Annotated in this window: 10 protein-coding genes; 8 read left to right on the top strand and 2 right to left on the bottom strand. The window is 70.1% G+C overall.

Annotated features, from left to right (window positions below; translation table 11 throughout):
- Positions 1–25 precede the first annotated feature (25 nt).
- The 5 genes from KY5_RS16920 (at position 26) to KY5_RS16900 (ending at position 8,150) form a co-directional block, all read left to right on the top strand.
- Entirely contained in the window at positions 26–1,402 is a 1,377-nt protein-coding gene (locus KY5_RS16920) for an acyltransferase family protein (protein ID WP_098243036.1), read from the top strand.
- Between the two features lie 31 nt (positions 1,403–1,433).
- Positions 1,434–3,242: an ABC-F family ATP-binding cassette domain-containing protein gene (locus KY5_RS16915; RefSeq protein ID WP_098243035.1), complete on the top strand. Its 1,809-nt coding sequence runs from the start codon at positions 1,434–1,436 to the stop codon at positions 3,240–3,242.
- 158 nt (positions 3,243–3,400) lie between these two features.
- Positions 3,401–5,182 (top strand): PQQ-binding-like beta-propeller repeat protein, encoded by a 1,782-nt coding sequence (locus KY5_RS16910; protein ID WP_098243034.1) that lies wholly within the window; start codon positions 3,401–3,403, stop codon positions 5,180–5,182.
- A 52-nt stretch (positions 5,183–5,234) separates the two neighbouring features.
- Positions 5,235–7,136, top strand: coding sequence for a PQQ-binding-like beta-propeller repeat protein (locus tag KY5_RS16905; RefSeq protein WP_098243033.1), 1,902 nt, complete (start codon positions 5,235–5,237; stop codon positions 7,134–7,136).
- Positions 7,137–7,427: 291 nt separating this feature from the next.
- Positions 7,428–8,150, top strand: coding sequence for a helix-turn-helix transcriptional regulator (locus KY5_RS16900; RefSeq protein ID WP_234362753.1), 723 nt, complete (start codon positions 7,428–7,430; stop codon positions 8,148–8,150).
- Positions 8,151–8,176: 26 nt separating this feature from the next.
- On the opposite strand, the gene KY5_RS16895 is transcribed toward KY5_RS16900, so the two are convergent.
- Both KY5_RS16895 and KY5_RS16890 read right to left on the bottom strand, forming a co-directional pair.
- Positions 8,177–8,458, bottom strand: coding sequence for a hypothetical protein (locus KY5_RS16895; RefSeq protein ID WP_098243032.1), 282 nt, complete (start codon positions 8,456–8,458; stop codon positions 8,177–8,179).
- Between the two features lie 33 nt (positions 8,459–8,491).
- Positions 8,492–10,165 carry a sodium:solute symporter family protein gene (locus KY5_RS16890; protein ID WP_098243031.1) on the bottom strand — a complete coding sequence of 558 codons (1,674 nt, stop codon included), beginning with the start codon at positions 10,163–10,165 and terminating at the stop codon, positions 8,492–8,494.
- Between the two features lie 214 nt (positions 10,166–10,379).
- Between KY5_RS16890 and galT the strand changes: the two genes are divergently transcribed.
- Genes galT through galK form a run of 3 tightly spaced genes read left to right on the top strand, consistent with a single transcriptional unit; the run spans position 10,380 to position 13,574 of the window.
- Positions 10,380–11,438, top strand: coding sequence for a galactose-1-phosphate uridylyltransferase (galT, locus tag KY5_RS16885; protein WP_098243030.1), 1,059 nt, complete (start codon positions 10,380–10,382; stop codon positions 11,436–11,438).
- Entirely contained in the window at positions 11,435–12,394 is a 960-nt protein-coding gene (gene galE / locus KY5_RS16880) for a UDP-glucose 4-epimerase GalE (protein ID WP_098243029.1), read from the top strand. Before galT ends, galE begins: the two co-directional genes overlap by 4 nt.
- A gap of 25 nt (positions 12,395–12,419) precedes the next feature.
- Complete coding sequence (gene galK / locus KY5_RS16875; RefSeq protein WP_098243028.1) at positions 12,420–13,574, top strand: galactokinase; 1,155 nt, start codon at positions 12,420–12,422, stop codon at positions 13,572–13,574.
- Positions 13,575–13,601 lie beyond the last annotated feature (27 nt).

Below are 13,601 nucleotides of genomic sequence, written 5' to 3'. Positions count from 1 at the left end.
GCCGGCCGCGCGCGACCGTACGTACATGGGATCAAGTGTTCGCGAACTGGCCGAGAAGACGCCCGCCGGGCGTGACCGGTACATCGACCTGCTGCGGGTCGCCTCGCTCGGCACCGTGGTGATCGGGCACTGGCTGATGGCCGCCGTGACCGTCGGCGACGAGGGCCGTGCCGAGGTCGGCAACCTCCTCGCCGTCGTGCCGGAGCTGCAACTCCTCACCTGGGCGCTGCAGATCATGCCCGTCTTCTTCTTCGTCGGCGGGTTCTCGCACGCCCTCTCGTACCGCTCGCTGAGCCGGGGGGCCGGGGGGAGGTCCGTCTACTCGGCCTTCCTGCGGGCACGGCTCCAGCGGCTGCTCCGGCCCACCATGGTCTTCATCGGGGTCTGGGGCGCTGCGGCGCTCGTGCTCCAACTCGGCGGGCAGGGCGGCGGGCTGCTCGACATCGCGCTGCGGCTCGTCGCCCAGCCGCTCTGGTTCATCGGCATCTACCTGGCCATGGTCGCCTGCACGCCGCCGCTCCTCCGGCTGCACGAGCGGTGGGGCTGGGGCGCGTTCGCCGCCCTGGTGGGCGCGGCGGGCGCGGTGGACCTGGCGCGCTTCGCGTTCGACGTGCCGTACGTCGAGTTCCTGAACTTCGCCTTCGTCTGGCTCGCGGTGCACCAGCTCGGATTCCTGCGCGCGGACGGGCGGCTGAGCCTTAGGCTGCCGTACGTCCTGGCGGGCGCGGGCCTCGCGGGCGCCTCGCTGCTCGTCGCGCTCGGCCCCTATCCCCTCTCCATGGTCGGCATGCCGGGCGAGCGCGTCTCGAACATGGCGCCGCCCACCTTCGCGCTGCTCTGCCACGGCCTGTGGCTGGTCGGCGCGGTCGAGCTGCTGCGCGCCCCGGCGACCAGGTGGCTCGCCAGGCCCCAGGTGTGGCGTGGCGTGGTGGCCGCCAACGGCGTCTCGATGACGGCGTTCCTGTGGCACCTCACGGCGATGCTCGGGGTATACGGGACGCTGCTCGCCCTCGACGTCCCGCTGCCGGAACCGGCGTCGGCGGCGTGGTGGGCGCAGGTCCCGGTGCGGATGGCGGCCGCCGCGGTCCTGACCGCGCTGCTGGTCGCGGCCTTCCGGCGCTTCGAGCGGCCGGGCGCCCTGGGTGACCGGGCGGCCGCGCCCTCCGGCCTCGCGGGCCCCGCCGCCGCCGTGGGCGTCACGCTCTGCCTCTTCGGCGTGCTCGGCCTCTCCATGGTCGGCTTCGGCGGCCTCCTCGAAGGGCGTACGGCGATGCTGGTCGCCGTCCACGTGACGGCGCCTGCCGCGGTGGGCATGGCGCTCGCGGGGTGGCTGCTCGTGGAGCGCGCGGGCCGCGGGCGCACCCACCGCAGCGGAGAGGTCCGCGCGGGCGACTACGCTTGAGGATCGATCCATCCCCCCTGTCAGGAGAGAAATGGCCGTCAATCTGGTCAATGTCGAGGCAGTCAGCAAGGTGTACGGCACCCGTGCCCTGCTCGACGGCGTCTCACTCGGCGTGTCCGAAGGGGACAGGATCGGTGTCGTCGGGCGCAACGGCGACGGCAAGACCACCCTGATCCGGATGCTCGCCAAGCTGGAGGAGGCCGACACCGGTCGGGTCACGCACAGCGGCGGGCTGCGGCTCGGCGTGCTCACCCAGCACGATTCGCTCGACCCCGAGGCCACCGTCAGGCACGAGGTCATCGGGGACCTCGCCGACCACGAGTGGGCGGGCAGCGCCAAGATCAGGGACGTCCTCACCGGTCTGTTCGGCGGGCTCGACATGCCGGGCTTCCCGCAGGGGCTCGACACCGTCATCGGGCCGCTGTCCGGCGGCGAGCGCCGCCGCATCGCGCTGGCCAAGCTGCTCATCGCCGAGCCGGACCTGATCGTGCTCGACGAGCCGACCAACCACCTCGACGTCGAGGGCATCGCGTGGCTGGCCGGGCACCTGCGGGCGCGGCGCTCGGCGCTCGTCTGCGTCACGCACGACCGCTGGTTCCTGGACCAGGTCTGCACGCGCATGTGGGACGTACAGCGCGGTTCGGTCTTCGAGTACGAGGGCGGGTACTCCGACTACGTCTTCGCGCGCGCGGAGCGTGAGCGCATCGCCGCCACCGAGGAGACCAAGCGGCAGAACCTGATGCGCAAGGAGCTCGCCTGGCTGCGCAGGGGCGCCCCGGCGCGCACCAGCAAGCCGAAGTTCCGCATCGAGGCCGCCAACGAACTGATCGCGGACGTGCCGCCGCCGCGCGACACCAGCGAGCTGATGAAGTTCGCGACGACGCGGCTGGGCAAGACCGTCTTCGACCTGGAGGACGTGTCCGTCCAGGCCGGGCCCAAGCTCCTGCTCAAGCATCTGACCTGGCACCTCGGCCCCGGCGACCGCATCGGCCTGGTCGGGGTGAACGGCGCGGGCAAGACCTCGCTCCTGCGCGCCATGGCGGAGGCGGCGCGCAGCGAGGGCGAGGTGCAGCCCGCGGCGGGCAAGGTCGTCGTCGGCAAGACCGTGAAGCTCGCCTACCTCTCCCAGGAGGTCGCCGAGCTGAAGCCGACGCTGCGGGTCCTCGAAGCCGTGCAGCAGGTGCGCGAGCGCGTCGACCTCGGCAAGGGCCGGGAGATGACCGCCGGGCAGCTCTGCGAGACCTTCGGGTTCAACAAGGAGAAGCAGTGGACGCCGGTCGGCGACCTCTCCGGCGGCGAGCGGCGCAGGCTGCAACTGCTGCGGCTGCTCATGGACGAGCCCAACGTCCTCTTCCTCGACGAGCCGACCAACGACCTCGACATCGAGACGCTGACGCAGCTGGAGGACGTCCTCGACGGCTGGCCGGGGTCCATGGTCGTGATCTCCCACGACCGGTTCTTCGTCGAGCGGACGACGGACAAGGTGTTCGCGCTGCTCGGTGACGCCACGATGCGGATGCTGCCGCGCGGCATCGACGAGTACCTGGAGCGCAGGCAGCGGATGGCCGAGTCGGCCGTCGCCGCCGCCCCCGTGCGCAGCGCCCCCGCCGCGACGAAGACCGTCTCCTCGGCGGACGCCCGCGCCGCCAAGAAGGAACTGCAGAAGATCGAGCGGCAGCTGGAGAAGGTCAACACGAAGGAGACCAAGCTCCACGCCCAAATCGCCGACAATGCCACGGACTTCGAAAAGGTGGCCAAACTGGACGCCGAGCTCCGCGAACTGATCGGCGAGCGCGACGAGTTGGAAATGCGCTGGCTGGAGCTGGCGGAGGACGCGTAGAGCTCCCGTGGAGCTCGCGTAACGGACGCATCACGGGCCGGTCCTCCCTTGGGAACAGGGGGAGGACCGGCCCCGTGTGGTACGGGGTCAGGGTGATAGAAATGCTGACCTGAGAGCACCATTTGGCGTGCCGAAAATCAGTGAAGGGGGAAGCGCTGATGACTCAGCCGCCCAACCAGCCGCCGCACGGCGGCTTCGGAGCTCCGCAGGATCCACCACCCGGCGGGGCGCCACAGCCACCCGCGGGCCCGCCGCCGCAGGGGCCGCCTCCCGGCCAGCCCCAGCCGGGCTACGGCTACCCGCAGGCCCCGGGTCCCTACACCCCGCAGCAGCCCGGCCCGTACGGCCAGCCGCAGCAGGCCGGTCCCTACAACCCGCCGCAGCAGCCGGGTCCGTACAACCCGCCGCAGCAGCCCGGCCCCTACGCGACCCAGCCGCAGTACGGCTACGCGCAGGCCCCGACGCAGCCGCAGTTCGGCGGCCCCGGAACGCCGCCCGCCCCGGCCGGCTCCGGCGGCGGCCCCGGCAAGCGCAAGCTGATCGTGATCGTCGCGGCCGCGGTCGCCGCGCTGCTCGTCGCGGGCGGTGTCACCTGGGCCGTCGTCGGCGGTGACGACGGGGACGAGAAGAAGTCCGTGGCGAAGGAGAAGGACCCGAAGCCCACCGAGTCCGCCCCGGTCAATCCGGGCGACGGCAGCGGTGACGGCAAGGAGGGCAAGGAGGACCTCAACGAGGGCCGCAAGCCCGGCGAGGCCAAGGTGCTCTGGTACAAGGAGGCGCCCAAGGTCCCCGGTTCCGGCGGTGACGCCCCCGGCATGTGGGTCGAAGGCGATGTCGCGGTGAAGGCCGCGTACAAGGAGCTCTCGGCGTACGACGTCAAGACCGGCAAGGTCGCGTGGCCCACGATCACCTTCCCGCAGAAGATCTGCGCCGCGACCCAGCAGGCCAGCGACAAGGGCAAGATCGTCATCGCGTTCAAGGACGGGGTGAAGAGCGACGCCAAGTGCAACCAGCTCCAGGTCATCGACCTGAAGACGGGTGCCAAGGGCTGGGGCAAGCCGGTCAAGGAGGAAGGTCTCTTCGACTTCTCCATGCAGAGCAGCCTGGCCTTCGTCGGCGACACGCTCATGGTCGGCCGCGACCAGTCGGGCACGGCGCTGCGCATGAGCGACGGCAAGCAGCTCTTCCTCGCGGAGAAGAAGGACGAGGGCGCCTGCTTCCCCAGTGGCTTCGCCGGGGGCAAGAAGCTGCTCATGGCGCTCTCCTGCGGGGCGAGCACGCCCACCGAGCACGACGAGCTGCAGCAGCTCGACCCGAAGACCGGCAAGGCCCTGTGGACCAAGAAGTTCCCCAAGGGCTGGAAGGTCAACAAGGTCTACTCGGTCAGTCCCACGGTCGTGTACCTCACCAATGGGGACAAGAAGAAGTGGAACATCTCCGTCCTCAAGGAGGGCAGTGACGCGACGCGCTCCGAGGTCATCAGCAAGGACGAGTTCATGCCCGAGTGCGGCTCCTCGATCCTCGACCGGGGGCTCGACGGCTGCCTGGGCGTGACGGCCGACGACTCCTACCTGTACCTGCCGACCAACGGGAAGTCCGGTGGCAACGAGATCGTCGCGTTCAGCCTGGCCACCGGCAAGGAAGCCTGGCGGACCAAGTCCCCGGTGGACGAGAGCATGCTCCCGCTGAAGGTCGAGAACGGCTCTCTCGTCGCGTACGTCACTCCGTCCTACACCTCCCCGGGGCGGGTCGTCTCCATCGCGGCCTCGGGCTCGCACACGCCCAAGACCCTTCTGCAGAACCCGAGCGGCACCTCCAAGATCGAGAGCGGCTTCTACTCGAAGGACGTCGACTACGTGGACGGGCGCTTCTACATCTCGACCACCAGCATCACGGGATCCACGGGCCAGCAGAAGCTCATGCTCGCCTACGGCAAGTGACCCGCTCCGCCGCTCAGCAACCCCTCTTCGTCCCCAAGGAATAGACGACGTTATGACCCAGCCGCCACCGCCCCAGCAGCCACCGAACGAGCCTCCGAAGGGTTTCGGCGCGCCCCAGGAGCCCCCGGCGGGTGGCTTCGGCGCGCCCCAGGAGCCCCCGGCCGGTGGCTTCGGCGCCCCGCAGACGCCGCCGCCCGCCCAGCCTCCGGCGCCGCAGGGCCAGCCCCCGCAGGCTCCGCAGGCCCCGGCCACCCCGCCGCCCGCGGCACCGCCCGCCGCCCCCGCGGGGCAGCCCACCTACGGCTACCCGCAGGCACCGCAGGCCCCCGGTTACGGCTACCCGGGCCAGCCCACGCAGCAGGGCGCGCAGCCGACGTACGGCTACCCGGGTCAGCAGCAGTACCAGCAGCCGCAGTACCAGCAGCAGTACCAGCCGCAGCCGCCCACCATGCCGATGCAGCCGGGGCCCGCCGGCGACGGTTCCGGCGGGGGCAAGAAGTTCAGCAAGCAGATGATGATCGTCACCGCGGCGGTCGCCGCGATCGCGCTGATCGTCGGCGGTGGCTTCTGGTACTCCTCGTCCAAGAAGGACGACACCGAGGCCAGCTCGCAGGGCTCGTCCGGCGGCAAGGACGGCAAGGGCGGCAAGGGCGGCGAGAAGACCGGTGAGGACGGCCAGGCGCTGCCCGAGCAGGGTCCGGCCAAGGAGAAGGCGCCCGCCGACCCCGCGGCCAAGATCGTCACGCAGCTTCCCCAGCCGGAGATCCCCAAGGACCAGATCTGGAACGCCACGGGCTCGGTCCTCACCGACGACGTCTACGGCAAGTCGGGCATCAACGAGTTCAACGGCTACGACCCGGACACCGGGAAGAAGAAGTGGTCGATCCCGCTCTCCGGCATGACCTGCGCGATCTCGCGGGAGGTGACCAAGGACGGCATCGTCGCCGTGGTCACCGAGGAGGCCAAGCGGAACAAGAAGGGCGACTACCAGCAGTGCACCAACGTCTCCGCGCTTGACCTGAAGTCCGGCAAGAAGCTCTGGACCGAGAGCGTCGAGAGCAGCGGCATGAAGGCGACGTTCAAGGAAGTCACCATCTCCGGCACGACGATCGCGGCCGGTGCGGGCACCAGCAACGGCGGCGCGGCCTGGGACGTCACCGGCAAGTCGCTGTGGAAGCCCAAGGTCGGGCAGTGCAAGGACGTGGGCTACGCGGGCGGCGACCAGCTCGTCGCGGTCCGCAAGTGCGGTACGTACGGCGACGAGAAGCTGAAGATCCAGCTCCTCGACCCGAAGACCGGCGACGACAAGTGGACCTACCCGATCGCGCCCGGCGTCGACAACGCCAAGATCATCTCCACCAACCCGGTCGTCTTCGGCCAGGACACCACGGAGATCACCGCGACCGGCGTGACGGACGTCTTCTCCCTCGGCAACAACGGCAAGCTGCGCGCCAAGATCTCGCTGGAGGAGAAGAAGTACGACCACAACTGCGAGGTCAACAAGGTCAACGACTGCAGCTCGATCGCGGTCGGCAACGACCGGCTCTACGTGCCGACCCGTCCGCACGACGCGGGCGGCGACAGCTACGGCCAGACCAACGAGATCGTCTCCTTCTCGCTGGCCACCGGCAAGCCCACCAGTGACCGCGCCGACGCGGGCGAGAGCGAGATCTTCCCGATCCGCATGGACGGCCCCAACGTCCTCGCCTACAAGTCGCACGGCTACAAGCGGGGCGCGCAGGTCGTCTCGCTCGACGGCAAGACGATGAAGGAGACCAAGCTCCTTCAGACCCCCGGGTCGGAGGCGGTCACCAGCGCGATCAGCGGCATGGTCCCGCAGTCCAACGAACTCCTCTACGGAAACGGCCACTTGTTCCTGGGCAAGAAGCTCCTGAGCAAGCCCTTCTCCAAGGACGAGAAGGAGTACATGGCGATCGGGTTCCTCGCGCAGTGATCCCGGCGGGCTCCCGATAGCCCCTCAGTACGGCCCGGCCGCGCCCTCGCACCAGGAGGGCGCGGCCGCTGTCGTACCCGGCGCACTTCCCGCCGCGCAGTACCCCCAATAGCCCCCGAATGGCAGGGATTTCGGCATTCCGGGCCGCTTCTGGCCGGTAGGGGGCGCGCAACGTCGAACAAGCGTGTAGCTTCCGGGGGATGGAGGGCCGGGGGGCCCGCGATCCACGGGAAGCGGGAGATCGAGGCGGCCGGTGGATCAGGGGATCAGTGGGGGAACTGGGGGGTTGCTATGGGTGTGCGGCTCATGGTGGTCGACGATCACCGACTGCTCGCCGAGGCACTCGCCTCGGCGCTGAAACTGCGCGGGCACCGGGTGCTCGCCGCGGCCGCGCCCGCCGCGGGAGCGGCGGAGCTGGTGATCAGCAGGGCCCCGGAGGTCTGTCTCCTGGGCACGGCGACGCCCGCGGAACCGGGCATGTTCGACCCGGTGGTGAAGATCAAGCGGGAGCGTCCGCAGGTGGCGGTCGTGGTCCTCGGCCCGGTGCCCAACCCCCGGGGGATCGCGGCGGCCTTCGCCTCGGGCGCCTCCGGATACGTACGCCACGACGAGCGCATCGAAGGGGTCGAGCGCGCCATCATGAAGGCGCGGGCGGGCGAGGCGGCCGTCGCGCCCCAACTGCTGCAAGGCGCCTTCAGCGAGCTGCTCAATCCGGCCGCGCAGCCCGACGACGAGGGGCAGCGCCTGTTGCAGATGCTGACGCCGCGCGAGGTCGAGGTCCTGGTGCGGGTCGCGGACGGCGAGGACACCCGCCTTATCGCCGCGGGGATGGGGATCGCGCCGAGCACGGCGCGCACGCACGTGCAGCGGGTCCTGATGAAGCTGGGCGTCGGCTCGCGCCTCGAGGCCGCCGCGCTCGCCGCCCGCACGGGGCTCCTGGACCGCGCGGAGCGCCCCGCCGCGACGTACGCGAACGACGTGGAAAGGCCGACGGGGCCCGAGCCCACGCAGTGAACCCGAGCCCCGTGCAGGGGAAGTGACTACTCGTCGGCCGGTTCCTCGGTGGGCACCACCGTGGGGCGCAGCCACAGCCAGCCGAGGAAGAAGAGCCCGAGGGCGAGCATGCCGAGGCCCGTCCACAGGTTGATGTTGATGTCCTCGGCCTTCTTCAGGTCGGCGTCGGACGCGGTGATTCCCGCGATCGTCACGATGATCCCGTACACCACGAACAGGCCGCCGATGATCCGCCGGATGTCGAAGAGACGGGCGGCCGTCGCGGACTTGCGCTCCAGCTCGGAGACTTCGTTCTGCAGTTCGGACATGGTTCTTCGGTCCTCCGATCAGGACGAGAGGGGCTAGAGCGAGTACGGCAGGTAGCAGAGCGCAGCGAGCACGACCGCGCCCCAGCCGAGCAGCGCGGGCTTGCGGTACCAGGCGTCGTCGCCCGCCTCCGCCCCCTCGTCCTCCAGGCCCGGTGAGGCCGTTCCGTAGACCAGACCGGCCAGTTCGGCCTCGGGCTTGGGCGCGGTGAAGAGCGTGACGACGACCATGACCACGGCACCGGCGACGAAGCCGACGATCGCGGAGACGAAGTTGGCGCCCTGGTCGGTGGGGATGTCGATGACGCCCTGCTTGTAGATCCAGAAGTAGTTGACCATCGCGGCGCTGGTGCCCGCGAGCAGGCCCCACACGCCGGACTTCATCGAGGCGCGCTTCCAGAACATGCCGATGATGAAGACCACGAACATCGGGACGTTGAAGAAGGAGAACAGGGTCTGGAGGTACCCCATGATGTTCGAGAACGACGAGGCGATGAAGGCGGTGCCGATGGAGGCGAGCACGCCGATCGCGGTGATGAGCCGCCCGAACTTCAGGTAGTAGCCGTCCTCGCGGTCCTTGACCACGTACTTCGCCCAGATGTCGTACGTGAACACGGTGTTGAAGGACGAGACGTTCGCCGCCATGCCCGCCATGAACGCGGCGAGCAGCCCGGTGACCGCGATGCCGAGCACGCCGTTGGGCAGCAGCTCCTGCATCAGGTAGGGGATCGCGTCGTTGTACGTCAGGTCCGAACCGGCCGTGCCGATCTTCGGGACGAGGACGGCGGCGACCAGGCCGGGGATCATCACCAGGAAGACGATGAAGATCTTCGGGAAGGCGGCGATCAGCGGGGTGCGCTGGGCGGCGGAGAGGTTCTTCGCGGACAGCGCGCGCTGGACCTCGGCGAAGTTGGTCGTCCAGTAGCCGAAGGAGAGCACGAAGCCGAGGCCGAGGATGATCGTCAGCCAGTTGGCGCCGAGCGGGTTGGCGTCACCGATGCCGGTGCCGCCCCAGGCGGTCATGAAGTTCTCGCCGTGCTGCTTCTCGATCGAGCCGGTCAGACCGTCCCAGCCGCCGACCTTCTTCAGGCCGATGACGCAGATCGGGATGAGCGCGGCGAGGATCACGAAGAACTGGAGCACTTCGTTGTAGATCGCCGAGGAGAGGCCGCCGATGGTGATGTACGCGAGCACGAACGCGCCCGCGACGACGATGGCCACCCACTGCGGCCAGCCGAGCAGCGCCTCGACGACGATCGAGAGGGCGTAGAGGTTCACGCCCGCGATGAGTATCGCCGCGAACGCGAAGAGCGCCGAGCTGAGCAGGTGCGCCGACTTGTCGAAGCGCTGGAGCAGGAACTCGGGGACCGAGCGGACCTTGCTGCGGTAGTAGAACGGCATCATCACGAGGCCGAGGAAGACCATCGCGGGGATGGCCCCGATCCAGTACCAGTGCACGACCGCGACGCCGTACTGCGCGCCGGTGGCGGCCATGCCGAGGATCTCCGTCGCGCCCAGGTTCGCGGCGACGAAGGCGAGACCGGTGACCCAGGCCGGCAGTGAGCGGCCCGAGAGGAAGAAGTCGAGGCTGGTCTTCACCGAGCGCCGGGCGGCGAAGCCGATGCCGAGGACGACCACGAAGTAGATCGCCAGGATCGTGTAGTCGAGCCCGTTGGTGGGGAGCCGAAGCCCTTCGGCCAGGGTTTGCATGGGGAACTCGCTTCGTTGCGCGAACTGATCAGACCGGAACCTACGCCCCCTTCTTCAATAACTGAACAGTTCTGTTGGTGTTCTTTGTTTGATTGTGATCGAGCCCTCCTGGGGAACCCCAGGGATCCCGGGCCCGACCCGGGCATTGACGGGGCTGTTGGCTTGTGATTTGTTATGTTCGGTTCTGTTGGGTGGGTGATGAGGAGCCCCGGACGTGAAGAAGACCTCGACCCGTCTCGCCGACGGTCGTGAGCTCATCTACTACGACATGCGCGACGACGCGGTGCGCGACGCCGTGGACCGGCGGCCGCTCGGCCCCGTCTCCACCACGTCCGAGATCCGCAGGGACGCGCTCCTCGGCGACAGCGTGGCCATCGCCTCGCACCGCCAGGGCCGCACCTACCACCCGCCCGCCGACGAGTGCCCGCTCTGCCCCTCCGCCGAAGGGCGCTCCAGCGAGATCCCGGACTCCGCGTACGACGTCGCGGTCTTCGAGAACCGCTTCCCCTCGCTCGCGGGCGACGCGGGCCGCTGCGAGGTCGTCTGCTTCACCTCCGACCACGACGCGTCCTTCGCCGACCTCACCGAGGAGCAGGCCGGGCTCGTCCTCGACGCCTGGACCGACCGCACCGCCGAGCTGTCCCACCTGCCCTCCGTGGCGCAGGTGTTCTGCTTCGAGAACCGGGGCGCCGAGATCGGCGTGACCCTCGGGCATCCGCACGGGCAGATCTACGCCTACCCCTTCGTCACCCCCCGCACCGACCTGATGCTCCGCTCGCTCGCCGCGCACAAGGAGACGACACAGGGCCGCAACCTCTTCGACGACGTCCTGGCCGAGGAACGCGCCGGGGAGCGGGTCGTCCTGGAGGGTGAACACTGGGTGGCCTTCGTGCCGTACGCCGCGCACTGGCCCTACGAGGTGCACCTCTACCCCAAGCGCCGGGTGCCCGACCTGCTCGCGCTCGACGAGGCCGCGCGCACCGAGTTCCCCCAGGTCTACCTGGAACTGTTGAAGCGCTTCGACCGGATCTTCGGGGAGCCCGCGCCGACGCCGTACATCGCGGCCTGGCACCAGGCGCCCTTCGGCCCCCTCGAGGGACATGACGGGGTCAACCGGGACGACTTCGCCCTGCACCTCGAACTTTTCACGATCCGCCGCACTTCGGGCAAGCTGAAGTTCCTCGCGGGTTCCGAATCCGGCATGAGCGTGTTCATCAACGACGTGCCGCCGGAAACCGCGGCCCAGCGACTGCGAGAGGTAGCGAGTTCATGAGCGGTAAGTACCTGGTCACCGGTGGCGCGGGCTATGTCGGAAGCGTGGTCGCGCAGCACCTGATCGAGGCCGGGCACGAGGTGACCGTCCTCGACAACCTCTCCACCGGCTTCCGCGCGGGCGTCCCCGGCGGCGCCACGTTCGTCGAGGGCGACATCCGCGATGCCGCCAAGTGGCTGGACTCCTCGTACGACGCCGTGTTGCACTTCGCCGCCTTCTCGCAGGTCGGCGAGTCCGTCGCCAAGCCCGAGAAGTACTGGGACAACAACGTCGGCGGCACCATGGCGCTGCTCGCCGCGATGCGCGACGCGGGCGTGCGCAAGCTCGTCTTCTCCTCCACCGCCGCGACCTACGGCGAGCCCGTGAGCACCCCCATCACGGAGACCGACCCGACCGCCCCCACCTCGCCGTACGGCGCCTCCAAGCTCGCCGTCGACCACATGATCACCGGCGAGGCCGCCGCCCACGGCCTGGCCGCGGTCTCGCTGCGCTACTTCAACGTGGCGGGCGCCTACGGCGAGTTCGGCGAGCGCCACGACCCCGAGTCGCACCTCATCCCGCTCGTCCTCCAGGTCGCGCAGGGCAGGCGCGAGGCGATCAGCGTCTTCGGCGACGACTACCCGACGCCCGACGGCACCTGCGTGCGCGACTACATCCACGTCGCCGACCTCGCCGACGCGCACCTCCTCGCGGTCGAGGCGGCGGCCCCGGGCGAACATCTCATCTGCAACCTGGGCAACGGCAACGGCTTCTCCGTGCGCGAGGTCATCGAGACCGTCCGCAAGGTCACCGGGCACCCGATCCCCGAGGTCCTCGCGGAGCGCCGCGGCGGCGACCCCGCCGTCCTCGTCGCGTCCGCCGCCACCGCGCACGACAAGCTCGGCTGGCAGCCGTCCCGCGCGGATCTCGCGGGCATCGTCGCCGACGCCTGGGCGTTCGCCCGGCGCACGGCATAACTCATTCACGGAGGGCAGGGGGCTCATGGCGCCGGTCAGCGAAGTAGCCGAGCAGTTCACGGAGTTGTACGGTCACGCGCCGGACGGCGTCTGGTCGGCGCCCGGGCGGGTCAACCTCATCGGCGAGTACACGGACGTCAACGAGGGCTTCGTGATGCCCCTCGCCCTGCCGCACACGGTCGTCGCCGCGGTCTCCCGGCGCACCGACGGCGTCCTGCGGCTGCACTCCGCGGACATCGACGCCCCCGTCGTCGAGCTGCGCATCGACGAGCTGACGCCGCTGTCCGACGGCGGCTGGGCGGCCTACCCGGCCGGTGTCGTCTGGGCGCTGCGGGCGGCCGGGCACCCGGTAGGCGGCGCGGACCTGCACCTCGCCTCGACGGTGCCGACGGGGGCGGGCCTCTCCTCGTCGGCCGCCCTGGAGGTCGTCACCGCGCTCGCCCTCAACGACCTGTTCGAACTCGGGCTCTCCCGGCCGGAGTTGGCGGTCCTCTCGCAGCGTGCGGAGAACGCCTTCGTCGGCGTGCCGTGCGGCGTCATGGACCAGATGGCGTCGGCCTGCTGCACCGAGGGCCACGCCCTGCACCTGGACTGCCGGGACCTGTCCATACGCCAGGTCCCCTTCGACCTCGCGGCACACGGCCTGCGGTTGTTGGTCGTGGACACCCGCGTGAAGCACGAGCTCGGCGACGGCGCGTACGCGGAGCGGCGCGCGGGCTGCGAGGAGGGCGCGCGGGCCCTCGGCGTCTCCCATCTGCGGGACGTTCCGTACGCCGAACTGGGCGACGCCCTGGCCCGGTTGACGGACGAGAAGGTCCGTCGCTACGTACGCCACATCGTCACGGACGACGAGCGCGTGGAGCGGATCATCGGGCTGCTCGACGCGGGCGACGTGCGCGGCATCGGCCCCGCCCTGACCGAGGGGCACGCCTCGCTGCGCGACGACTTCCGCATCTCCTGCCCGGAACTCGACCTCGCGGTGGAGACCGCGAACACGGCCGGTGCGTACGGTGCCCGGATGACCGGCGGCGGTTTCGGCGGCTCGGCGCTCCTGCTCGTGGAGGCGGCCGAGGCGGAGACGGTGACGAAGTCGGTCGAGGCGGCGTTCGCGGCGGCCGGGTACACGGCGCCGCGGGTGTTCCCCGCGGTGGCGTCGCCGGGCGCGCGCCGCGAGGTCTGAGGCGCGGTCGGGAGCCCTGGGCCGAGG

The organism is Streptomyces formicae, from assembly GCF_002556545.1.
GTDB lineage: Bacteria > Actinomycetota > Actinomycetes > Streptomycetales > Streptomycetaceae > Streptomyces > Streptomyces formicae_A.
This window is presented reverse-complemented; position numbering and strand designations above follow the sequence as displayed.